The organism is Chryseobacterium sp. CH21 (assembly GCF_004119445.1).
Classification (GTDB): domain Bacteria; phylum Bacteroidota; class Bacteroidia; order Flavobacteriales; family Weeksellaceae; genus Chryseobacterium.
In genome coordinates this window covers 38,786-62,059 of sequence record NZ_QICI01000070.1, presented here as the reverse complement: position 1 = coordinate 62,059, position 23,274 = coordinate 38,786, and the positions used below count along the sequence as shown (strand labels likewise).

The 23,274-nt window shown below is 36.3% G+C and carries 21 protein-coding genes; 12 read left to right on the top strand and 9 right to left on the bottom strand.

Features of this window, described 5'->3' with window-relative positions; translation table 11 throughout:
- Window positions 1-8: 8 nt before the first annotated feature.
- The 12 genes from BOQ62_RS15165 to serS all read left to right on the top strand — a co-directional run bounded on the left by BOQ62_RS15165 (window position 9) and on the right by serS (window position 13,567).
- A complete protein-coding gene (locus BOQ62_RS15165) occupies window positions 9-2,162 on the top strand; it encodes a peptidylprolyl isomerase (protein ID WP_129040787.1) in 2,154 nt (717 codons plus the stop codon).
- A gap of 129 nt (window positions 2,163-2,291) precedes the next feature.
- Complete coding sequence (locus BOQ62_RS15160; RefSeq protein ID WP_105703492.1) at window positions 2,292-3,242, top strand: MlaD family protein; 951 nt, start codon at window positions 2,292-2,294, stop codon at window positions 3,240-3,242.
- Between the two features lie 11 nt (window positions 3,243-3,253).
- Complete coding sequence (locus BOQ62_RS15155; protein WP_129040785.1) at window positions 3,254-4,591, top strand: (Fe-S)-binding protein; 1,338 nt, start codon at window positions 3,254-3,256, stop codon at window positions 4,589-4,591.
- 89 nt (window positions 4,592-4,680) lie between these two features.
- Window positions 4,681-5,466: a (Fe-S)-binding protein gene (locus tag BOQ62_RS15150; RefSeq protein ID WP_105703490.1), complete on the top strand. Its 786-nt coding sequence runs from the start codon at window positions 4,681-4,683 to the stop codon at window positions 5,464-5,466.
- Window positions 5,467-5,516: 50 nt separating this feature from the next.
- The gene (locus BOQ62_RS15145) at window positions 5,517-6,623 is read left to right on the top strand and encodes a hypothetical protein (RefSeq protein ID WP_164976763.1); all 1,107 of its coding nucleotides are present in this window, start codon (window positions 5,517-5,519) and stop codon (window positions 6,621-6,623) included.
- Window positions 6,624-6,733: 110 nt separating this feature from the next.
- The gene (locus BOQ62_RS15140) at window positions 6,734-7,222 is read left to right on the top strand and encodes a hypothetical protein (RefSeq protein WP_129040781.1); all 489 of its coding nucleotides are present in this window, start codon (window positions 6,734-6,736) and stop codon (window positions 7,220-7,222) included.
- A 98-nt stretch (window positions 7,223-7,320) separates the two neighbouring features.
- Complete coding sequence (locus tag BOQ62_RS15135) at window positions 7,321-8,406, top strand: glycosyltransferase (protein WP_228414193.1); 1,086 nt, start codon at window positions 7,321-7,323, stop codon at window positions 8,404-8,406.
- A gap of 52 nt (window positions 8,407-8,458) precedes the next feature.
- Entirely contained in the window at window positions 8,459-9,079 is a 621-nt protein-coding gene (locus BOQ62_RS23410) for a hypothetical protein (RefSeq protein WP_228414190.1), read from the top strand.
- The gene (locus BOQ62_RS23405; RefSeq protein ID WP_262708346.1) at window positions 9,049-9,711 is read left to right on the top strand and encodes a lipopolysaccharide biosynthesis protein; all 663 of its coding nucleotides are present in this window, start codon (window positions 9,049-9,051) and stop codon (window positions 9,709-9,711) included. The genes BOQ62_RS23410 and BOQ62_RS23405 overlap by 31 nt, the downstream gene beginning before the upstream one ends.
- A gap of 65 nt (window positions 9,712-9,776) precedes the next feature.
- Window positions 9,777-11,675: an asparagine synthase (glutamine-hydrolyzing) gene (gene asnB / locus BOQ62_RS15125; RefSeq protein ID WP_129040779.1), complete on the top strand. Its 1,899-nt coding sequence runs from the start codon at window positions 9,777-9,779 to the stop codon at window positions 11,673-11,675.
- Between the two features lie 38 nt (window positions 11,676-11,713).
- Entirely contained in the window at window positions 11,714-12,232 is a 519-nt protein-coding gene (locus tag BOQ62_RS15120; RefSeq protein WP_129040777.1) for a hypothetical protein, read from the top strand.
- 66 nt (window positions 12,233-12,298) lie between these two features.
- Complete coding sequence (gene serS / locus BOQ62_RS15115) at window positions 12,299-13,567, top strand: serine--tRNA ligase (protein WP_129040775.1); 1,269 nt, start codon at window positions 12,299-12,301, stop codon at window positions 13,565-13,567.
- A 53-nt stretch (window positions 13,568-13,620) separates the two neighbouring features.
- On the opposite strand, the gene BOQ62_RS15110 is transcribed toward serS, so the two are convergent.
- The 9 genes from BOQ62_RS15110 to BOQ62_RS15070 form a co-directional block, all read right to left on the bottom strand.
- Complete coding sequence (locus tag BOQ62_RS15110) at window positions 13,621-14,358, bottom strand: hypothetical protein (RefSeq protein WP_129040773.1); 738 nt, start codon at window positions 14,356-14,358, stop codon at window positions 13,621-13,623.
- A gap of 18 nt (window positions 14,359-14,376) precedes the next feature.
- Window positions 14,377-15,102 (bottom strand): sulfite exporter TauE/SafE family protein, encoded by a 726-nt coding sequence (locus BOQ62_RS15105; protein ID WP_129040771.1) that lies wholly within the window; start codon window positions 15,100-15,102, stop codon window positions 14,377-14,379.
- Window positions 15,093-15,545, bottom strand: a complete 453-nt coding sequence (locus BOQ62_RS15100) for a FixH family protein (protein WP_105703480.1) — start codon at window positions 15,543-15,545, stop codon at window positions 15,093-15,095. Before BOQ62_RS15100 ends, BOQ62_RS15105 begins: the two co-directional genes overlap by 10 nt.
- Before the next feature lie 9 nt (window positions 15,546-15,554).
- Window positions 15,555-17,009 carry a cytochrome c oxidase accessory protein CcoG gene (gene ccoG, locus BOQ62_RS15095; protein WP_129040769.1) on the bottom strand — a complete coding sequence of 485 codons (1,455 nt, stop codon included), beginning with the start codon at window positions 17,007-17,009 and terminating at the stop codon, window positions 15,555-15,557.
- Between the two features lie 94 nt (window positions 17,010-17,103).
- Window positions 17,104-17,985, bottom strand: a complete 882-nt coding sequence (locus tag BOQ62_RS15090) for a cbb3-type cytochrome c oxidase N-terminal domain-containing protein (protein ID WP_129040767.1) — start codon at window positions 17,983-17,985, stop codon at window positions 17,104-17,106.
- 10 nt (window positions 17,986-17,995) lie between these two features.
- Window positions 17,996-18,196, bottom strand: coding sequence for a cbb3-type cytochrome oxidase subunit 3 (locus BOQ62_RS15085; protein WP_103232097.1), 201 nt, complete (start codon window positions 18,194-18,196; stop codon window positions 17,996-17,998).
- An 18-nt stretch (window positions 18,197-18,214) separates the two neighbouring features.
- Complete coding sequence (gene ccoN, locus BOQ62_RS15080; protein WP_129040765.1) at window positions 18,215-20,476, bottom strand: cytochrome-c oxidase, cbb3-type subunit I; 2,262 nt, start codon at window positions 20,474-20,476, stop codon at window positions 18,215-18,217.
- Window positions 20,477-20,497: 21 nt separating this feature from the next.
- Window positions 20,498-20,710, bottom strand: coding sequence for a cbb3-type cytochrome oxidase assembly protein CcoS (gene ccoS / locus BOQ62_RS15075; protein WP_047424690.1), 213 nt, complete (start codon window positions 20,708-20,710; stop codon window positions 20,498-20,500).
- 109 nt (window positions 20,711-20,819) lie between these two features.
- Window positions 20,820-23,198 (bottom strand): heavy metal translocating P-type ATPase, encoded by a 2,379-nt coding sequence (locus BOQ62_RS15070; protein ID WP_129040763.1) that lies wholly within the window; start codon window positions 23,196-23,198, stop codon window positions 20,820-20,822.
- Window positions 23,199-23,274 lie beyond the last annotated feature (76 nt).

Sequence of the window (23,274 nt, the reverse complement as noted above, 5' to 3'; positions counted from 1 at the left end):
TTTATAAAATGGCAATTTTAGGACAGATTAGGAGTAAGCCTTGGCTTTTAATGGGAGTAATAGCCTTAGCGCTTTTGGCGTTCCTGGTGAACCCAGATAGTATCGACAAGGTTTTTGGTAAGAATCCTGACGTTTTAGGAAAAGTAAATGGTGAGAAAATCACCCGCGAAGAGTTCAATGATCAGCTTTTCGTGTTGCAGCAACAGGCTGATCAGCAAGGGCGTCCGAAAAACGGTCTTGAAGAGCAGGCTTGGCAGTTACTTGTACAATCTAAACTTATCAAACAACAGTTTGAGAAATTGGGCTTTGAAATGACTGATGATTATTTCTGGAATCAAATCCAGTACGATCAGATGTTTGCTCAGAATCAACAGTTCTTTGATGAGAAAGGTAACTTTAAAACTCAAGAGCTTAAAAAAGAAATTGAAACATTAAAAAACACCAATCCTGAAGGATATAATCAATGGTTGAAAACTAAAAAGACTATTGAGTACAGACTGATGGCAAGACAGGTGTTTACCAATATTTCAGCAGGTATCACTACCGGTAAGAAAGAAGCCGAAGAATTGATGAAGCAGAGAGATCAGCTTGCAGATATCGACTTTGTGAAAGTAGATTATGCAGCCTATCTTCAGAAAACCAAGATCAATGTTACGACACAGGATCTTGCTAACTACATCAAGGAGCACCCTGTAATGTTCAAAGCTGAGCCAAGCAGAAATATCGGTATCGTATATTTCCCATCAAAACCAAGCGCAGCAGATGATGCAGCTACTCTGAAAGAAATTACAAAATTATATTCAGGAGGTACAGATGCGAGTGGAGGTACAGAAAACTTCCAGAATACGAAAAACGACTCTATGTTTGTTACAGCAAACTCTGATGCGCCATTCAATCCACAATATGTGAACCCTGCACAATTGCCTCCAACGATTAAAGATCAGATTACTACAGCGGCAGTAGGCCAGACTTTTGGTCCTTATAAAGAGCAAGACCTTTATGTAGTATCTAAATTGGTAGGTAAAAGAGCTTCAGACTCTACTTTGTCAAGACATATCCTTATTGCATTCAAAGGAAGTCCTGCAGGCGAGGGAGTAACAAGAACTAAAGAGCAGGCTAAGAAATTGGCAGACTCTATCGGAGCTATTGTAAAAGCAACTCCTGCTAAATTCACAGAATTCCTTAAGCTTTCAAGCGATCCGAATTCTGCAGCACAAGGAGGTAGCTTAGGATGGACAACTCCTGAAACACCTTTCGTTCCTGAATTCCTTGCTTACCTTGCAAGCAATCCTAAAGGAGCTACAGGTGTAGTAGAAACTCAGTTTGGTTATCATATCATCAATATTGAAGATAAGAAGTCAGGATCAATGGGATATAAGGTTGCTAACCTTGTGAAAGGAATTAAGCCTTCAGATGCTACTGAGGCTGAAACTGATAAAAAATCAAGAAAATTCATTCAGCAGGTTCAGGGGAAATCTTTCAACGATTTTGTGAATATTGCTAAGAAAGGAAATTATCAGTTCTCCAATCCAAAAGCAGCAAAAAGATTTGAAGGTCAGCTTCAGGGCTTAGGTACTGAAAAAGATCCTGAGATCCTTACTTGGGCTTTCGATAAGAAAAGATCAAAAGGAGATACTGAATTATTTACTGTAGAAGGAACAGGTGATAAAATTGTAGTGTATCTAAACGGAAAACAAGATGCTGGTCTTGCAGATCCTGAATCTGTAAGAGATCAGATTGAAGTTTTAGTTAAAAATAAATTGGCTGCAAAACAAATCTCTGATAAAATTGCAGCAGCAAAAGCTTCAAGCTTAGATCAGGTTGCTAAATTATTTGCAGCTCCAAAACAATCTGCTCAGGTAAATCTATTGAATCCTTCAGTAGCTGGTGCTATGGAACCTAAAGTTGCCGGTGCTGCATTTGGTGTTGCAAAAGGTAAACTTTCCAACCCGGTTGAAGGAGGAACAGGAGTTTATGTTTTGGTTAAAAAATCAGAAACAGTAAACAAACAACCTGGAGATCTTAAGCAGTTTACAGAGTCTCTTACTCAGAGAAATTCTGGAATGTTCGGACAGGCTTGGATGAAGAGCCTTCAGGACAATGCAGATATCGAAGATTTCAGAATTGAGATCTGGAATAAGCTAGGAAATCAGCAACATTAAGAAATTAATTTCAAGAATATAAAAAGCGACAAAATTTTTTGTCGCTTTTTTTTGTATTTAGCGCAGAATAATAAAGGAAAAGATTTGTTTAAAATGTATTATATTTGCTTATTAGAAAAAAATTAGCAAGTGAAGTTCAGTAAAGAATTAAAAGCTGGTGTGATCACACTTCTAGCTATTGTAGGCTTTGTGGTGTTGTTTCAGTTTATGAAAGGGAAAAGCCTTTTTACTACCGATAATATATTTTACGCAAAATATGATAACGTAGAAGGTCTGGCGCAGTCTTCGGCTGTTTCTATCAACGGTCTGAAGGTTGGACAGGTGGACAAAATTATTCCTCTTACTTCAAAAGATGGAAAAATTAATTTTGTTGTAAAAATTACAGTTGATAACAAATTTGAATTCTCAAAAAATTCATCATTAGAAATTTTTGAACCAGGGTTAATGTCTGGTAAAGAAATGAGGGTAAACCTTGCATATGGAGGTCAGACAGCCAAAGATGGAGATACCCTGAAAGGAGCTTTCAAGCTGGGAACACTGGGAAGTCTTTCTTCTCAGGTAGGTCCGGTAAAAGATCAGCTGCAGGTGGTTTTACACAGAGTAGACTCTCTAATGGCCAATGCCAATCTGCTTGTAGACGCTCAAAACAGAGCTGAAATAAAAGCTTTATTATCCAATCTTAATAAAACAGTAGGAGCATTACAGACTACAGCAGGAAGTGTAAACAGTCTTGTAGGGCACAATGATCCTAAATTGCAGAAAGTACTGGATGATGCAAGCCTTACAATGCAAAGCGGAAAGGTTACCTTGGATAAATATGGAAATTTAGCTCAGAGCATTGATACGAAGCAGTTGAATTCTACAATTGCCAATTTAGATGCTACCGTAGGCAAATTAAATCAGGTAATCGGAGGTATTGACAGAGGAGAAGGAAGTTTAGGAAAAATTATGAAAGACGATCAGCTTTATAACAACCTGAATTCAGCTTCTACTAACTTGAATTCATTAATCGAAGATATGAAAGCGAACCCGAAGAGATATATCAACTTCTCGGTTTTCGGTAAAAATAACAAAGACTAATACGCCACCTTATGCAATATATTGGTAATATTATTTTCCTGATTTTATTAGTGGCAGGATTCGGGCTGTTCGCTAAGAGCCTGCTGAAGATCTACAGGAATATCAGGTTAGGTCACGAAATCAATAGAAACGATAGAAAAGGAGAACGCTGGGGAACTATGGCGCGTGTAGCGATGGGACAGAGTAAAATGACGGCACGCCCTGTTGCAGGAGTTCTACACCTTTTTGTTTATGTAGGTTTTGTGATTATTAATATCGAATTAATAGAAATCATTGTTGATGGATTGTTTGGTACACACCGTTTCCTGGCTTCGGTTTTTGGACATGGATTCTATAGTTTCTTTACAGCAACATTAGAGATTTTGGCACTTCTTGTAGTAATAGGAGTGGTTATCTTCTTCATCCGAAGAAATTTTTATGGCGTTAAAAGGTTAACAATGAAAGAACTTTTCGGTTGGCCAAAAAATGATGCCAACTGGATTCTGATTATTGAATTCGCCTTAATGATGGCTTTCTTTATGATGAATGCTTCAGATTTTATTTTACAATCCAGAGGAGCTTTACCAGAACATGGAAGCTTCCCGATCAGTGAAATGACATTGGTTCCGTTTTTAGAAATTTTTAGTTTTGATAACGGATTTTTGATGTTCACAGAAAAAGCTGCGTGGTGGTTCCACTTTGTAGGTATCCTTTTCTTCATGAACTATCTTTACTATTCTAAGCACCTGCATATTATTCTTGCATTTCCAAGTACATGGTATGCAAATCTTGATAAAAAAGGAAAATTCAATAATCTTGAGTCTGTAACGAAGGAAATCAAATTAATGATGGATCCTAATGCAGATCCTTATGCTGCTCCGGCAGAAGGTGCTGAAGCTGATGCACCTTCTAAATTCGGTGCTGAAGATATCTTTGACCTGAACCAGGTACAGTTGCTTAATGCTTATTCTTGTACAGAATGTGGCCGTTGTACTTCTGTTTGTCCAGCTAATATTACCGGTAAAAAACTTTCTCCGAGATTGATTCTGATGAAAACCAGAGACAGGCTGGAAGAAGTAGGAAGAAATATTGACCAAAACGGAAAATTTGTTGATGACGGTAAAAAACTGTTGAACGATTATATCACTAAAGAAGAACTTTGGGCTTGTACTACATGTAATGCATGTACAGATGCATGTCCGGTATTGCTTGATCCACTTTCCATTATTTTTGAAATGAGAAGATTCCTGGTGATGGAACAGTCTGCTGCTCCACAGGAACTGAATCTGATGATGACCAATGTGGAAAATAACGCAGCGCCTTGGCAGTATAACCAGGCTGACCGTCTGAACTGGGCAACGGAAAACTAGATAATTAATCAATTTGAAAGTTTGAAATTGATCACAGTTTACATCACTTTCAAATTTCCAAATTCTCACATTTTCAAATTGAAAAAGAAATGGATTTCAATATAAAAACAATGGCAGAATATGCTGCCGAAGGAAAAGCCCCGGAAGTTTTATTTTGGGTTGGATGTGCGGGAAGTTTTGATGACCGTGCTAAAAAAATTACAAAAGCATTTTGCAAGATATTAAATAAAATAGGCGTTGAATTTGCAGTTTTAGGACAGGAAGAAAGCTGTACAGGAGACCCTGCAAAAAGAGCCGGAAACGAATTCGTGTTCCAGATGATGGCACTTACCAATATTGAAGTCCTGAATGCCTACGAAGTAAAGAAAATCGTAACCGCTTGCCCACACTGTTTCAATACCCTTAAAAATGAATATCCAAGCTTAGGTGGTCACTTTGATGTTGTACACCATACTCAGTTTCTTAAAACTTTAATGGAAGAAGGAAGGCTGAAGATAGAAGGCGGAGCTTTCAAAGGGAAAAAAATTACGTTCCATGATCCATGTTATTTAGGCCGTGCCAATGACGAATATGAAGCTCCAAGACTATTATTGGAGAAGCTGGATGCGGAGCTTGTAGAAATGAAGCGTTGCAAAACTAAAGGTCTTTGCTGTGGAGCAGGTGGAGCACAGATGTTTAAAGAACCTGAAAAAGGAAATAAAGATATCAATATTGAAAGAACGGAAGAAGCTTTATCTTTTGAACCTAAAGTAATTGCTACCGGATGCCCTTTCTGTAATACCATGATGACGGATGGTGTAAAACACTTTAACAAAAATACCGAAGTAGCCGTAAAAGATATCGTTGAACTTCTTGCTGAAGCAGAAGACTTATAATTGAAATCTTACAAAGGTTTATGAAGTTGAAATGGAGACTCTCCTTTTTGTTGATAATTTCGATACTTACACTTCTTACATACTGGAATTATCAAAACAGAGTATATGATTGGGATATGCCGGGCTACATGGGATGTATGTATACTTCCGAGTTTCCGGATTCACCGGATAAAGTCCGGATCATTACCTATGAGGATATAAAAAAAGAGGCTCCTGCAGCTCACTATACAGACATCATCGGAATAAAGCAGTGGGATATTCCAAGGCAGTATTTCGTAAAAAATACACAATCTTTTACAGAACAATTACCCTATTTTCAAATCAAAGTAGGGTATATTCTTGTCATAACACTTTTTTATAAGCTTGGATTTACCGCACCAATGGCAGTTCTGTTTACCAGTCTTATATCTTATTTTTTTTCAGGGTTATTATTATTTTATATCCTGAAACTCCTGTTTCCAAAGAAATATTGGCTTGCCATCGTATTAACGATTGCTGCAATGCTATTGCCGCCAATGACCTATATGTCCAGGGTTTCTACACCGGATATGTTCATTTTCCAATTTATGCTGATCTTTATTATTGGATTAATCAAAAAATGGAGTAAATGGGCCATGTTTGTGCTTCTGTTTGGGATTACCTTTATACGGCCGGATTATATTACATTCACCCTGACCTATATTGTCGCAGTGTTCTTTTTTCATTATTTTAAAGAAAAAAAGATTGACATTTCTTTCATTGGACAGGGAATAGTGCTTTTGATAATGTATCTGGTAATCATTAAATTTTATCATTATCCGGGCTGGAAAGACCTCTTTTATGATACTTTTATTGATAGAAGGCCTATTATTTCTACACATCCTATCGATGTCAGTTTAAAAGACTATCTGAGTATCATTTATATCAAAATTATTTATTTTAAAAAGGTAACTTTATCTGTAGCCATTATGATCGGGGTTATCTTCTGGCGTTCCAAAGATGTATGGGTAAGAATGATTTCTGTTCTTTTCCTGGTGAATGTGTATATCAAATTCTTTTTCTTTCCACAGTCGGCAGCGTTGAGATTTTTCTTCCCGTTTATTTTCCCGCTTTTCATGATGATGCTCTATGTACTGAGCAAAAAATACAATGATCTTAAACTCGAGAAAATTGCGTAATTTTGTTTTTTAAATAATAAGGATTTAAAATCATTATTCTACTCCTGTTTTGTCTAATGATCAAAATTGAATAAGGTTGTTCAAATCTTTGAAAAATAAATATTTACATTATGAAAATCGAAGAATCTAATATTGTAGAAACCAACGACTACAGAGTCATTATATATCCGGCTTCAAGACCTTTTGAAACAAAAGAAGCAAAAGCCATTACCGAAAAACTTTTCGACTTCCTTGCTACATGGGCTGCTCACGGAAAACCGCTTTCTTCTTCATTTAAAATTGAAAAGAATCAGTTTATCGTAGTGTGCGTAGACGAAGAAAAAGAAATGGCTTCAGGATGCAGTATTGATGCTTTAGGAAAGATCATGAGAGAAATTGATGAAGAGTATCAATTGGGACTTTTTGATAGAATGAAAGCAAGTTTTGTGGAAAACGGTGAAGTAAAGACACTTAAACTCATAGACTTTAAAACGAAATTAAGAAGCGGAGAACTTGCAAATGATATGCAGGTTTTTGACTTCTCAAAAAATACATATCTGGACTTTTTAAGCCACTTCCTTCTTCCTTTGGAGAAGAGTTGGGCAGCTTCAGTAAAATAATCGCTGTGTAGCTTATACAGCCGAATAATCATAAAGTGAGAACGTGTTTCTCACTTTTTTGTTTTAATGTATCTTTGTATAGATTCGAGTAAAAATCAATGCCTAAAGTACTTTTTTTAACGACATCCCACAGCTATAATGATGACCGGATTTTTTATCATCAGGCAAAAGCTCTTAGAGATAATGGGTATGAAGTGAGAATATGTAGTTTATATGCTGATTATAAGGGTTTTATTGATGGAATTGAAATAGAATCTTATGCTATCCTGGAAGAAAGCATCGAACAGAAAATAGAGGTTTTTCAGAAAGTATGTGAAAGTTTTCAGCCTAAGATCATTATCTGTTCCGAACCATTGGCTGTAGTGGCTTCAAAGAAATTTGTAAAAGAGAATAGGGTAAGCTGTATTTACGACATTACAGAGTGGTATCCTTCCATGTCAATGCTTCAGAACTATCGTTTTCCCGCTAAAATTTTTCAAGCTGTAAAATTTTCTCTTATTCAGTTATATGCCGGCTTTTTGAGCACTCACTTTATTTTTGGAGAAACGACTAAAAAATTTCCATTAGCCTATTTTTTCGGATTTAAAAAACAGATAATTCTTCCTTATTATCCTGATTCTGTATATATCAAGGAAAGCATCAAGAAACTTGAATCCAATAGAATAACACTTTGTTACACAGGACAGATTTCTAAAGATAAAGGAATTGGAAATTTCTTCAATGCAGTAGATAAGGTTCGTCAGAAACTTCCTGAATTACATATTAAAATCCTCATTATTGGCTCCACTGTTGACGAAAGTGACGAGCTCTATTTTTCATCGTTATTGAAAGAATATTCTTTTGATGATATTGACATCAGGAAATCAACTCGTTTTGAACAGTTCACAGAAGCATTTGCAGATGCAGATCTATGTTTTGATCTTCGGGAAATTAATTTTGAAAACAATCATTCTCTGCCGATAAAACTTTTTTACTTTATGGGAGCAGGAAAACCGGTGATTTATTCCAATTTGAAGGGTATCCGGAAGCATATGAAGAAACTTTCATTTGGGTGCCTGGTGGATCCTCAGGATGCTGAAGATATTTCTGAAATTGTGATTAATTATATCAGGAATCCGGAGTTATATTATTCTGATGCACATAATGCCCGAAAGGAATTTGAAAAAAATACAATTGGGGAATAATAAAGAACTCTTTTATTGAGTTTGTGAAAAAGTCTATTGATAAATAACCATCATGCAGCTTACTATCATTAAAACATTTGTCTCACGTTTTCTTATTCTGATCCTAAGTTTCGGATTGGTGATCTATTCTACGAATATGTGGGGAAGTGAGGGGAAAGGAACTATTTCGATTGTAGTTGCCAATGCTGCAGCAGTGAGCTTTTTCAGCAGTATCTTTTCCGGAAGCAGTGCTTCTTATTTTGCATCAAGATTTAAAATAGAGAAAGTTTTATTATATGCCTATCTATGGTCTCTTCTGACAGGGCTTTTAATCCCGTTCTTATTCAGTCTGGCTTCTATTCAGAGTGAATATCTGTTGTATCTTATTGGAATATCTGTTTTTTCTTCACTCTTATCTACCAATATCAGCTTATTTATTGGAACACAGAATATTAGAAAGTTTAATGTATATACTGTGTTGCAACAACTGGTTCATATTATCTTTATAGGAATATTGGTGTATATGTTTGGGAAAAAAGATGTTTCAGTCTATTTTCTTGCACAGATCGGATGTCTGGCGCTTCTCTTCCTTACCAGTTTTTTCAGATCATCAAAAGATGCAATATTTCCGAAATATCATTCTCAAAAGAGGTGGGCAGAAATATGTTTGAATATGGTTGGAAAACCCAGCTGAGTGCTTTTGTTCAGTTTTTGAATTACAGACTTTCATTTTATTTCTTAGAACATTTTGAAGGTATTGCCAGCGTTGGAATTTTTTCCATTGGGGTTACTTTCTCAGAGGCAATATGGACGATTACCCGCAGTATTGCTGTGATTTTGTACTCAGATGTGGTTAATAGTAAAAGTAGTGAGGAATCTATAGAAAAAACCAAAGAAGCTTTAAAACTGACTTTTATTCTGATGATTGGTTTTGTGCTGGGAATCATCATTATACCATCTCAGGTGTATGAAATAATTTTCGGTAAAGAATTCAGAGATACCAAAGAAATTATGCTTCTTTTATCACCCGGAATTTTCGCCATTGCTGTCAGTGATATGGTTGGACATTACTTTTCTGGAATGAGAGAACTTAAAATTCTTAATGTAAAATCCATTGTCGGATTGGTTGTGACAGTTGCATTTTCTTTCATTGCAGTACCCAGATGGGGAATTTTGGGTGCTTGTATCGCTACCACATCATCCTATTTGGTTTCAGCTTTTCTCTTGTTCAGAAAGTTTTATAGCTCTACACCATTCAATTTGAAAGACTATATGGTTTCAAAAGAAGAAATACAGCTTTTAAAAGAAAAATTTCTGAAGAAATAATTACTCCATACACGGGCGAAAATAAAGACATTTCCTTATTTTTACAAATCAATTAAGTCTTTACTATGTGTGGAATCAGCGGTTATTATTCATTTCATAAAAGTATTTCCTCAACAAATATTCTGGAAATGAATCAGGCGATCAGACATCGCGGACCGGATGATGAAGGTTTCTGGCTATATAATTTGAATCAGGGATTTTCTTTTTCAGGGAATGATTCTACCCAAAAAATTAAAGAACAATTTCCGGTTTTGCAGAACGAGAATTCAGAGATTGCTTTGGGTTTCCGCAGATTATCTATCATTGATTTGTCTGAAAAAGGGCATCAGCCCATGCTTTCAGAGAATGAGCAAATTATTATCACCTTTAACGGAGAGATTTATAATTTTAAAGAATTAAAAAAAGAGCTTGAGTCTGCAGGACATTCTTTCCATAGTACTTCTGATACTGAAGTCATTCTCAAAGCTTACCAGGAGTGGGGAAACTCAGTCTTTGCAAGGCTGGATGGGATGTTTGCCATCTGTATCGTTGATCTCTCCAGCCAGAAACTTATACTGGCAAGAGATAGAGTAGGGATGAAACCTCTTTTTTACTACCAGAGCGAGAAGGGGTTAGTTTGGGCCTCAGAAATAAAAGCATTGCTGAAGCATGAATTTGTAGAACCTGAAATCAATTGGAATGGAGTATATACCAATTTTCTTTTCCAGACAACGTTGGCTCCACAAACCTGTTTTCAGCATATTTTTTCAATGGAACCTGCTTCCTTTATGACTATTGATTTAAAAGATCAGAAAATCACTAAAGAAAAATTCTGGAAGTTCCCTTCATGTTCTAAGAAAAATATTTCTGAAGAAGAAGCGGTAAGAAAAATAGATGAACTTCTTTCTGAAAGTCTCTCAGAGCAATTATATGCCGATGTTCCCGTAGCGGTAATGATGAGTGGAGGAATAGATTCTACTTTAATTGCTTCAAAATCAAAACCTTTTAATACTGATATTCATACATACACTATATCTTATCCGTTTTCTGAAGAGGAAGTGAAAAATGCATCGCTGGCGGCTAAATATTTTGGTGTTTCGCATGAAATAAAGGAAGTAAGTGATGAAGAAGCTTTGGAACAGCTTAAGGAAAATATCCAGCATTTTGAAGAACCTTACAGCAGCTTTGAAGTGTTGATTAATGCTGCAAAATTCGCACATGACAGAGGTTTTAAAGTAGTATTAAGTGGTAACGGTGCAGATGAGCTCTTTGCAGGCTATTCTCATACTCTGAAACTTAAAAGATGGCTTTTGATGAGGAATTTTAATTTTATAAAACCATTTATTTTCACCAAAGATAAATTTTCACAACGGGTGAAAAACTATTTCTCTCAGGATGATATGTTTGATTTTTTCAGACAGAGCCAGATCAGTATGATGCCTTTGGAAGCTAAAACTCTGACAAATCCTGAAATTTATAATAATATTGAAACAAATCTTTCAGAATATCATCTTTCCGATACAAAAAATTATTCCGGATATTTTGAATATGATATGAAATATTCACTCTCTTCTCACCATGTTTTCCGGGATGATCTGAGTGCAATGAAATACAGTGTAGAATTTCGTTATCCTTATCTGAGTAATGATCTTATAGATTATGTATCTGCACTTCCGCAAAATATGAGGTTCAATGGAATTCAGAATAAACCTTTATTGCGAAAAGCAGCTGCAAAACATCTTCCTCAGCAAGTTTTAAACATGCCAAAGAAAGGCTTTTCATTTCCGGTTAATTATTTCATTAAAAAGGATGAGAAAATAAGAGATTTCATTGCGGAAACCTTGGAAAGCCTGAAAAAGAGAAATTTTTTCAATGCTGCAGTTATTGATGAATGGTGGAATCATCAGGTACATGAATATGACTGGGTGAAAATATGGCAGCTGGTAACATTTGAGCTTTGGTACCAGAAATATTTTGAAAAATAAAGAAGCAGCCTAAAGATTAATATTTTACCTTTGTAGCTATGATGAAATATTTTTGGGGCATATTGGTTGCAGTTTTTGCAATGATCAGCTGTAAAAGTGATGATGATTCTTTGCAGAGAATAGATCAATTAATGAATATCTATGTAAGAAACAGTGCTGGTCAGGATCTTCTGAACAGTAAAAAAACAGGTTCTTTTACAGGCTTTTCTGTGAATGATATTTTTGGTACTAAAGATATTGCTCCGGTAAGCATTGCTTTGAAGATGACTACAGATTCACTGTTTTATATGGAATATCTGGCAGGAGCCAAGAGAAGAAGACTGGATTCTATCAGCCCTGATAATCCGGGAACGGGAACATCCTATTATTCCAGAATGCAGATTACGTATACAAAAAGTACCAATGCCAATGATAATGTTGTAGACACGTTGGAAGTTCAGTATCGTAATACACCAACAGTATTCCAGGTTTCAAAGGTTTTATACAACAAAGTTCCGGTGTTTTCTAAGGATGAAAATGCTCCCACTTCCACAAATACTGTTACGATCACAAAATAATTTTTAAATTTGTACAATTGTTAGCTTATTATGAGCTAAACATCTAATATTTAACATCTAAATAAAATGTTACAAGTCAATTTTTTGCGCGACGAGAAAGAACGCGTTTTAGAAGGTCTTAAGAAAAGACATTTCAAAAATCTTGGGTTGGTAGACGAGGCTATCGCTGCCGACGACGAAAGAAAAAGAATCCAGTTTGAATTAGATTCCCAGCTTTCCGAAATCAACAAAATTTCGAAAGAAATTGGTCTATTGATGAAAGAAGGGAAAAAAGAAGAAGCGGAATCTGCAAAATCTAAAACAGCACAATACAAAGAGTCGAGTTCAGAATTGAAATCCCAGTTAGAAGTTAAAGAAAATGACTTACTGAATATTCTGTACCAGCTTCCGAACATTCCCAATGAATTGGTAAAAAGCGGAGCTTCTGCAGATGATAATGAAATGATTTTTCAGTCTCATCCGGTAGAAGGTCTTGGTGAAGGAGCTATTCCTCACTGGGAACTGGCGAAAAAATATAACCTTATTGATTTTGAATTAGGGGTAAAAATTGCCGGTGCAGGTTTCCCTGTTTATTTAGGAAAAGGAGCAAGACTACAGAGAGCTTTGGTTCAGTATTTTTTAGATAAAAACGTTGAAAAAGGCTACACAGAAGTGAATCCCCCTCACGTTGTGAATGAGGCATCTGGTTTTGGAACCGGACAGCTGCCGGATAAAGAAGGACAGATGTATTATATCAACGAAGATAAATTATATCTTATTCCTACGGCAGAAGTTCCTGTAACGAACCTTTACCGTGACGTATTGCTTGAGGAAAAAGAACTTCCGATCAAAAATACAGCTTTTTCTCAGTGCTACAGAAGAGAAGCAGGAAGCTACGGAGCTCATGTAAGAGGATTGAACCGTCTTCACCAGTTTGAAAAAGTGGAGATTGTAAGAATTGAAAAGCCAGAGAACTCTTATGCTGTTTTGGAAGAAATGGTAGAGCACATCAAAGAAATCCTTACAGACCTTGAACTTCCGTTCAGAGTACTAAGACTTTGTGGTGGTGATACAGGTTTTGCATCTGCCATGACGTATGACTTCGAAGTTTGGAGTGCTGCTCAGGAAATGTGGTTAGAAGTAAGTTCTGTGTCTAACTTTGAAACATTCCAGGCTAACAGATTGAAATGCCGTTACAAAGGAGAAGGTAAATCTCAGCTGGTTCACACTCTAAACGGTTCAGCAATGGCATTGCCAAGAATTATGGCTGCGTTGCTGGAAAATAACCAGACAGCAGAAGGAATTAAACTTCCTAAGAAGATTGCAGAATATGCAAGATTTGATGTTATCAACTAAATAGTAAAATTTAGTCTACAATAAAAAACCACCGGATTCCGGTGGTTTTTGCTTTATTCTGTAACAATGATCATCTTTTTATCTGCGTTTTTTAGTTTTGAATCTTTCTCATAAATGGCTTTCAGATCGTAATCGATCCTTACTGAATGGTTATCAATCTGTTTTATCCAGTCATGTTTCCCTGAAATGGATTGGATGGGATTCTCAAACTTTAAAGTAGTCCCAATTTTTTTGAAAAACATCACCATCATTCCGGCTATTTTTTCAGATTCTTCCTTTGAGGTTTTAGAGCGGATTGATTCTTCAATACTTTTAAGATTAAAGTTTCCTGTATCGATTATCAGAGTTTTTCCGTCCCAATTGTTATATATATTCTGATCCAGGGGGACTTTTTCAGTTTTTGTAAAACTTTTTAAGACCAGATAATCTTCCGGTGTAAAATGTTCCATTTTAAAAGAAAATCCTGCGAGCTTATTGTCTTCTTTCGTAGACTTCATGAAGATCTTTTTCATGATTCTGATGGAGTCCGGATTTTCAGTTTTTAATTTCCCTTCTTTTTTGGAAAAATCATACATACTTGTCCAGATCGTCGGAAGTTTGTCCATTTCTCCGAATTCCTTCTGTTTTAATGAATCTGGTGTCATGGCCATCATTTCAGACATAAACTCTCTTATATCTATATCCATGAGGGAAGTAGAGGCAGCATCTTTGTGATAGACAATTTCAGAATTCACACTGCAGGATTGCAGTATAAAAAGGCTTATCATGAATAAAAGAATGGTTTTCTTCATGGTTTATTTACATACAGATTAATGGCAGTTTACAGCTCCGTTAGGATCTTTAACGATTGTCATGGCTTCTGCTTTCGGAGAAACATAAGGAATTCCCAGTTCAAGACCTCTCAGAATGAATAATCCTCCCAAAATAATCATAATGACAGGAACGGCTTTCAAAATTTTCACCCTGAAGGCCTGATTCATGAGGTTTCCAGCTAAAACTATAGCAAACATAAACGGAAGGGTTCCGAGACCAAATAAAGCCATATATAAAGCTCCCTGCCATATTCCACCTCCTGCAAGGCTTGCGGTAAGAGCCATGTAAACCATTCCACAAGGTAAAAAACCATTAAGAACTCCTGTAGAGAATCTTGAACGGTAATCTGCCTTCTGAAGAAGTTTTCCTAAATTTAATTTGACAGAATATAGAAATTTTGAAAGAAAAGGAATTTTTGAAGCAAAATCTTTTCCGCCAAATGAAAATACAGCCATAATGATCAGAAGAACTCCTGCTGTTATGGTAAGGTATTTCTGAAAGCCTGCCATTTCAAATCCCTGTCCGATAATTCCAAGAAGGGCACCCAATAATGAATAGGTGAATATTCTTCCGAATTGATAGGTAAGGTTTTGAAGATAGAAGTTGGCTGCCTGTTTTTTGGTTAATCCCATCGACAGGGCAATAGGACCGCACATTCCGATACAGTGAAAACCGGAAGCAAAGCCTAAAGCAATAGCCGATACAATAAGTCCTATTTCCATATCACGTCATAATCCATTCGGTAGTCTGTTTTGTCTTTGGTCCAACTTAATCTTAACGTGTAGTTTCCTACTTTCAATACCTGTGCTGGGATTGTAAAAGACTGGCTGGCATCAAGCTGTACAGATTTTTTGATGTCTAAATTCTGGTCGTCGGTTCTGTTTAAAACAAATTTTACCGTAGTATTTGAGTTGTTATATTCTTTTGGAAAAGTAATTTTAATTCCTTTGGTATCCTGGCTGTATACAGGTTTTTCCTGTAAGTCATCTGCTTTTTTCTTGGCATCAATGACATCCTGATACTTCAACTCCTCTTCATAATAATTATCCGTTACCATTTCTGAGTTTTTCTGCCCGTTCGGGAAAAGAAACATCATGGATAATATAAAAACGATGAATGCTAATAATGCAATTACAACACCGTGTCCCCAACTAAAGTTCTTCATTTTTTCTAATTAAAATTGCAGTTTAAATGGCCCTTCAAAATAAGTCTGATATGAATCAATCAGTTTACCTTTCATATCATAAACACCAATCGTGATATTCTGTTTAGAGAGTTTCATTTCATCTTCCGGGAAGCTGATATTGATGGTTCCTTTTGAAATCTTATCTCTGTCTACCTGAATTTTGCTTGATGCACTATAAGTAATTTCACCATGGGCCGGCTCCATTACTTTGATGGTAACGATTTTTTTGTCGTTCGTTTTATTAAGGAAAGTATAATTGTAGGTATTGGTAATTTTACCGTCTCTTACAAAGAATGTACTTCCTGCCGGTTTGATGAATTTAGCTTCCATCTCGCCACGGCTGTAAAGAAGATATCCTAAGAATCCTACAAGAAGGAAAAGGAATATTGAGAAACCTTTCATTCTTCCGGTAAATTTGAACTGAGTCTGCTGTTCAATTTCGTTCTCGGAAGCATATCTTACCAATCCTTTTGGAAGACCTACTTTTTCCATGACTTCATCACACGCATCAATACATGCTGTACAGTTGATACATTCCAGCTGCTGTCCGTCTCTGATGTCAATTCCGGTAGGGCATACCACTACACACTGATGGCAGTCTATACAATCTCCTTTGCCTGCTGCCTTTCTGTCTTCTCCTTTTCTCCATTTTGATCTGTTTTCTCCTCTTTTAAAATCATAGAAAACGTTGATCGTATCTTTATCAATCAGTACTCCCTGAAGTCTTCCGTAAGGACATACCAGCGTACAAACCTGTTCTCTGAACCATGCAAATACAAAGTAAAATGCTGCGGTAAGAAGAATCATTACAATAAAATTGGTAGGATGCGTAAATGGCCCTTCACCAACAATCTTAAACACTTCTTCATATCCTACAATATACATGAACATGAAGTGAGTGATAATCAATGAAATAACAACATAAACAGTCCATTTCAAGCTTCTCTTCCAAATTTTCTCGCTGTTCCACTCCTGTCTGTCCAGCTTCATTTGCTTATTTCGGTCACCTTCAATCAGATATTCGATTTTACGGAAGATAGATTCCATAAAAATTGTCTGAGGGCAAATCCACCCGCAGAAAATTCTTCCGAACGCAATCGTAAAAACAATAATAAAGATTAAAGAGGCGATAGCACCTAAAGTAAGGATAAAAAAGTCCTGTGGATAGAAAGGCTGTCCAAAAATGAAAAACTCCCTGTCTATTACATTGAATAATAATAGTGGATTACCATTGATTTTGATGAACGGTAGTGTAAAATAAATAATTAATAATAGATAACTTACAATGTTTCTATAGTTGGTGTACTTCCCTTTAGGTTTTCTTGGAAATACCCATCTTCTTTTTCCGGATTGCTCCATTGTCCCTATAGAATCTCTGTAAGTCTCAGGGTCCAGAACCTGTCCCTGTCCGCCGCGTACTTCTATTTCTTCTATGTCTGACATATGTAATAGGTTTTAAAAAAGAAAAAACATAATTCGTTACTATTTTAATCTAATAACAAATTATGTTTTTTTCATATGTTTCTAATTTTTTAAATTATTCTTTTTCCCAATGTGCTTCGGTTCCTTGAGGAGCAGCTCCTCCCTGAGCCTGAGTCACTGGTGGTTGTTCCTGATTGATGTGATATACATATGCTGCAATCTTCTCAATTTCTGCACCTGAAACTTCTCCGTTTTTACCGAATGCTCTCATGGCAGGGTTAGTAGGAGAACCATTCCAGTCCATGTGGAATACGTTTTTGAATAACGTTTTCTCAGGCTGGTTGATCCAGTAGTTATCAGTAAGGTTTGGTCCGATACCTCCACTACCGTCTTCTTTGTGACAAGATGCACAGTTTGTTTTGAATAATTCTTTACCTTCTGCAATATTATCAGCTGAATACTTCGCTGTTTCAATAGTTACAGGAGGCTGAGTTTTCTGATATTCTTCAATACTAGCTAACTGCTCTTTATATTCTTTTTCATATTCGCTCAACGGGTGAGCGAAGTCTGTGAAAGAGTATGCTGCAATATATACAATACAAAAAGCAGTCCCAAAATAGAATAAACCTACCCACCATTTTGGTAATTGGTTATCCAGCTCCATGATTCCGTCGAAACCGTGGTCAATAAGGATGTCTTTTTCTTCAGTTTCAGATTGCTTTTTGAAGGCTGCATCATACATTCTTCTTAAGAAAGGAACTTTCTTTTCAGCCAAATAAGCTGCTTTCTCTTCCGGAGATAATTTTTTGAATTTGTTGTTCTCAATAAGGTCTCCAATAGCACTATGAATATAGGCAAGGATACCAGCGATCACAACTGTTCCCCAGAAGTAAGGCGAAGCTAGGAACGCGTAGCTCTGTACAAATAAATAATAAAAAACTATTAAAAGCCCAATTATTATTAAGATGTTTACGACAACAGGTGTTCTTTGTTTCATAAAAAATAGTTTAATTTTTTAAATTAAAATTGTCATCCTCATCATCCCCAAGTGGTGCCTCTTCTTCCTCTTTGTAATATTTTTTAGGTCTGCTAAAAACATAGATTACTAAAGCGACGAAGAACAGCATAAAGAAAATCAGAGCCAGCGTCTGGTAAAAACCAGCGTTTTCTGTATTGGATAATATATCTTTAAAGTTCTGAGGAATCATATGAACCTTTTAATGTTTTTAGTTATTACTTGCTGTTTTGATTTCCGTTGTTTTGATATCAGTTCCTAATCTCTGAAGATAAGAAATAAGAGCTACAATTTCTTTTTTCTCTAATTCTCCCTGAGGTCTCTTAGCATAAGCCTGCTTAAGGTCATTTGCTTCAGAGAAGATATCTTTTACAATTTTTGCTGACTGGTTGTTAGCCCATTTGTCTGCAGAATCAATTTGAGCCTTTGTATAAGGTACATCAAATACATTTTTCATCAGCTTCATTTTGTCTACCATCTTAGTTCTGTCTAAGTCAGTAGCAATTAACCAAGGGTAACGAGGCATGATAGAACCTGCAGAAGTAGATCTTGGGTTATACATGTGTTTGTAGTGCCAAGAACTTGGGTTTTTACCCCCTTCTCTATGTAAATCCGGTCCTGTTCTCTTAGAACCCCATAGGAATGGTCTGTCGTATACGAATTCTCCAGCTTTGGAGTATTGTCCGTTTTTACCGTTGAATCTTGTAATCTCATCTCTGAACGGTCTGATCATCTGAGAGTGACAAGCATTACATCCTTCACGGATATAGATATCTCTACCTTCAAGTTCAAGTGGTGAATAAGGCTTCACTGCAGAAATCGTAGGTACACTTTTCTTAAGAGATAGTGTAGGGATGATTTCAATTGAACTACCAATAGATATTGTGAAGAAAGATAAAATACCTAATAATACCGGAGTTCTTTCCAGCCAAAGGTGAGTACCTTCTCCTTCTTTTCTGTTTTTGCTGATGTTTGCCAACGCTGGTGCTTCAGCAGGAACTTCTTTCTGGAATGATCCTTTTCTTACTGTAGCAATTACGTTAATAATCATTAGGATAGATCCTGATATATAGAATAAACCTCCTACGAATCTCATTTTGAAGTAAGGAATAATTGCCGTTACCGTATCCAACCAGTTTTTCCATAATAATGTTCCGTCTGGGTTGAATTGCTTCCACATTAATCCTTGTGTGAATCCTGAAATATACATTGGAACTGCATAGAAAATGATTCCTAAAGTACCTAACCAGAAATGCCAGTTAGCTAATTTTACAGACCAGATTTTTGTTCTCCACATAATTGGTACCAAGTAATAGATAACCCCGAATGCCATGAAACCATTCCATCCAAGAGCTCCTAAGTGTACGTGACCGATAACCCAGTCTGTAAAGTGACCAATTTTGTTGATGTTTTTAGTTGCCAAAAGCGGTCCTTCAAACGTTGCCATACCATAACAAGTAACAGCTACAACGAAGAACTTAAGGATAGGATTTTCTCTTACTTTATCCCAAGCTCCTCTTAGTGTAAGAAGACCATTTAACATACCTCCCCAAGATGGTGCAATAAGCATGATAGAGAACCCTGTTCCTACCGCCTGAGCCCAAGCTGGAAGTGCTGTATACTGAAGGTGGTGAGGACCAGCCCAGATATATACGAAAATTAATGACCAGAAGTGAATAATAGACAGTTTATAAGAGAATACCGGTCTGTCTGCAGCCTTCGGAAGGAAGTAATACATTAAACCTAGAACCGGAGTCGTCAATACGAATGCAACCGCATTGTGACCATACCACCACTGTACAATAGCATCTTTTACCCCTGCATAAGCTGAATAAGATTTCCAGCCTGTGAAAGATAAAGGTACTTCAAGGTTGTTGAAGATGTGAAGCATTGCTACTGCAATCCAAGTACCAATGTAGAACCAGATCGCTACATAAAGGTGTCTCACTCTTCTCTTTGAAATAGTCAGGAACATATTGATACCAAAAATGATCCATGAGAATGCGATCAATATGTCGATCGGCCACTCGTGTTCAGCATATTCCTTAGAGGTATTGATCCCCATAAAGAACGTAACGAACGTAGCAACGATCATAAACTGCCAAGTCCAGAAATGTAACCAAGACAAGGTGTCACTGTACATTCTTGTTTTTAATAATCTTTGTAATGAGTAATAAATACCCGTGTAAACGATGTTACAAACGAATGCAAAGATTACGGTGTTGGTGTGCAGCATTCTGATTCTACCAAAACCAAATGCACCATGAGTGTTTATTAAACCTTGAATGTTTCCTGATGCCAAACTTTTAATGGTTGTGTCATCCGTCCCGAAAAAGAATTCAGGTAATTCAGGGTAGAAAAGCATTAATGCCGCCGTAAGCCCGAACGTAAATCCAATGAGACCGAAAACCAAGGTCGCATAAAGGAACGCACGGACAATACTATTGTCATAACTAAACTTCTGTGTTTCCATATCAACTATTCACTATTTTTCTCAATTTTTATTATTTTCTCCTATTTCTTTCTCGTCTTTATCTTTGTTGCCTGGTTCATCATTTTCTTTGACTTTTTCATCATCGAAAAGGATTCTGACAGCAGGAGATTCATCATCCTCAAACTGTCCTTTTCGGGCATACACTATAAATACGACCAAGAAAATCGCAGCTAAAGAAACACTGCAGAGGATCATTAAATATAGAATATCCATTGGACAACAAAATTAACCTATTTTCGGGGTTCAAATTTAGTGAAAAATAATGACATTCATCACGAAATGCCGATTTCAGCTAATTTAAAATCAGTCTAAATAAGGGCTTCTACGCCTGTTTTTTGAAATGTTTCCGACCTAATATCCAGGTTGAAAGTGTCGTAAAGGTAACCACCGTGATGGAACTGATTGGCATGATGATTGCAGCGAAGAGCGGATGCATATGCCCTGTAACAGCGTAACTTAAACCAACAATATTGTACAGAAAACTGATTATAAATGTCATTTTCACAATGGTAATAGAGCCTTTACAAACGTTCAGGTAATTGTCAAGGGTAACCACTTTATCTCCATTCATAATCACATCAGAAGAGGGTGTGAAACTGTTTGTGTCATCAGCAATTGCAATTCCTACATTGCTTTGTTTTAAAGCTCCTGCATCATTAAGACCGTCTCCAAGCATGGCTACTTTCATGTGCTGATCCTGAAGGCTTTTAATATAGTTCAGTTTATCTTCCGGGCTCTGGTTAAAGGCCATTCCTTTGTAGTTAGGAATAAGCTCTTTAAGCTGGTTTTCTTCTGAGGAATTATCTCCGCTCAGGATAAATATTTTGTAGTTAGTAAGTTTAGTGAAAAGTTCTTTCAGCTTCGGACGGTATTCATTTTTGAAAATGAATTTTCCTAAATATTCTCCATTTTTGCTGATATAAACTGCTGTTTCAAGGTTTTTAGGCTCCTGGTTATTATAACGGGCAGAACCAATTTTATAAAGAGTTCCTCTTACACTGGCTTCATATCCTTTTCCGGAAATTTCAACGAAATTTTCTACCGGGAAATAATCATCATTGACTTCAAAGAATTCATATAATGATTTTGAAAGCGGGTGGTTGGAGTTTTTTAATAAGGTTTTAATATTCAGAGAATCAAATTCGTTGATCTCAGATCCTTCGTATTTGATATTTGATTTTTTTCTGTGGGTAATAGTTCCTGTTTTATCAAAAACAATGGTATCAAGCTTCGCTATTTTTTCAATCGTTAAAGTATCTTTTACATAGAACTTATTTCGGCCTAAAATCCTCATAATGTGACCGAAAGTGAACGGTGCGGATAACGCAAGTGCACAAGGACACGCAATGATCAGAATGGCTGAAATAACCTGGAACATAATTTTTAAATCAATAAAATACCAATACGTTCCGGCAACTAAAGCGATACCTAAAATAATGAATGTGAAATATTTACTGACATTGTTTGTCAGAGTGTCAAGGCCTGTTTCGTGTTTTTTAAATGCTTCCTTATTCCAAAGCTGGGTTAAATAACTTTGATCTACATTTTTAATTACTTCAAGTTCTAAAGAAGACCCTACCTGTTTTCCTCCTGCGAAAATTTTATCTCCAGGTTGTTTGCTGATACTTTCACTTTCTCCCGTGATGAAACTGTTGTCGATATTTCCTTCTCCGTTGATCAGGATAGCATCTACCGGAATGATTTCCTGGTTTCTCACCAGAATTCGGTCTCCTACTTTTACCTCTGAAAGAAGAATGTTATCTTGTTTTCCTTCAAAATCTACTTTCGTTACAGCAATCGGATAGAAAGATTTATAATCTCTGTCATAGGAAAGAGCATTGTATGTTCTTTTCTGGAAAATTTTGCCGAGGAGCATAAAGAATAAAAGTCCGCAAAGGGTATCAAAATATCCCGGGCCATAATCCGTTACCACTTCGTAGATACTTCTTCCGTATAGTACAAAAATTCCTAAGACAATCGGAACATCAATGTTGACAATCTTATTTTTTAAACCGTACCATGCTGATTTATAATAGTCTGAAGCTGAGTAGAATACAACGGGTGTTGCCAGAAGGAATATTAAAGTTCTGAATAAGCCTCTGTAATGCTCCATCCAATAATCTTCTCCTCCAATATATTCAGGAAAGGCAAGGAACATTCCATTACCAAATGCAAAAGCAGCAATAGCAAATTTTACCAATAAAGATTTGTCAAGATGATCTTCATTTTTGTCAGCGGTTTCAAGGCTGATCACCGGTTTGTATCCTAGGTTGGTTAAAAACTTAGCAAGTTCGCTTAATTTCAGATCGTTATGATTGAATGAAATCTGTAAGGTCTTTCTTGTGAAGTTAACCTGCGAATATTTAATGTGCGGGTTTAATGTGTGAAGACTTTCCAATAGCCAGATACACGAAGAACAGTGAATTACAGGGATTTTGAATGTAACAAGACTGGTGTTTCCTTCAGAGAAATCAGTGACTTTATCAAAAATTTCCGGTGTGTCTAAGTAGTCAAATTGAGTAGAATTTTCATCATTCGGACGAATTCCCGCTCCTTTATTAAGCTCATAAAAATTGCCTAAATGATTTAAATTTAGAATCTCGTAAACAGACTTACATCCATTACAGCAGAAAGTCTTTTCGTTAAATAAAATTCTCTCTTTTTCTATCCCTTGACCACAATGAAAACAGTTCTCGCTCACCCCATAAAATATTGAACTACAAAATTATAACAATTTTTTTTGTTTATCGTGTTAAAAAGTTCTATTTTTGTGATAA

Excerpts from the sequence above, each read along its gene's own strand:
- BOQ62_RS15105 (WP_129040771.1), bottom strand. The coding sequence starts at position 15,102 with ATGGAAATAGGACTTATTGTATCGGCTATTGCTTTAGGCTTTGCTTCC.
- ccoS (WP_047424690.1), bottom strand. The coding sequence starts at position 20,710 with ATGGATATTCTATATTTAATGATCCTCTGCAGTGTTTCTTTAGCTGCG.
- BOQ62_RS23405 (WP_262708346.1), top strand. The coding sequence starts at position 9,049 with ATGTTTGAATATGGTTGGAAAACCCAGCTGAGTGCTTTTGTTCAGTTT.
- BOQ62_RS15085 (WP_103232097.1), bottom strand. The coding sequence starts at position 18,196 with ATGATTCCTCAGAACTTTAAAGATATATTATCCAATACAGAAAACGCT.
- BOQ62_RS15140 (WP_129040781.1), top strand. The coding sequence starts at position 6,734 with ATGAAAATCGAAGAATCTAATATTGTAGAAACCAACGACTACAGAGTC.
- BOQ62_RS15120 (WP_129040777.1), top strand. The coding sequence starts at position 11,714 with ATGATGAAATATTTTTGGGGCATATTGGTTGCAGTTTTTGCAATGATC.
- BOQ62_RS15090 (WP_129040767.1), bottom strand. The coding sequence starts at position 17,985 with ATGAAACAAAGAACACCTGTTGTCGTAAACATCTTAATAATAATTGGG.
- BOQ62_RS15155 (WP_129040785.1), top strand. The coding sequence starts at position 3,254 with ATGCAATATATTGGTAATATTATTTTCCTGATTTTATTAGTGGCAGGA.
- ccoN (WP_129040765.1), bottom strand. The coding sequence starts at position 20,476 with ATGGAAACACAGAAGTTTAGTTATGACAATAGTATTGTCCGTGCGTTC.
- serS (WP_129040775.1), top strand. The coding sequence starts at position 12,299 with ATGTTACAAGTCAATTTTTTGCGCGACGAGAAAGAACGCGTTTTAGAA.
- BOQ62_RS15165 (WP_129040787.1), top strand. The coding sequence starts at position 9 with ATGGCAATTTTAGGACAGATTAGGAGTAAGCCTTGGCTTTTAATGGGA.
- BOQ62_RS23410 (WP_228414190.1), top strand. The coding sequence starts at position 8,459 with ATGCAGCTTACTATCATTAAAACATTTGTCTCACGTTTTCTTATTCTG.
- BOQ62_RS15110 (WP_129040773.1), bottom strand. The coding sequence starts at position 14,358 with ATGAAGAAAACCATTCTTTTATTCATGATAAGCCTTTTTATACTGCAA.
- BOQ62_RS15135 (WP_228414193.1), top strand. The coding sequence starts at position 7,321 with ATGCCTAAAGTACTTTTTTTAACGACATCCCACAGCTATAATGATGAC.
- BOQ62_RS15150 (WP_105703490.1), top strand. The coding sequence starts at position 4,681 with ATGGATTTCAATATAAAAACAATGGCAGAATATGCTGCCGAAGGAAAA.
- asnB (WP_129040779.1), top strand. The coding sequence starts at position 9,777 with ATGTGTGGAATCAGCGGTTATTATTCATTTCATAAAAGTATTTCCTCA.
- ccoG (WP_129040769.1), bottom strand. The coding sequence starts at position 17,009 with ATGTCAGACATAGAAGAAATAGAAGTACGCGGCGGACAGGGACAGGTT.
- BOQ62_RS15100 (WP_105703480.1), bottom strand. The coding sequence starts at position 15,545 with ATGAAGAACTTTAGTTGGGGACACGGTGTTGTAATTGCATTATTAGCA.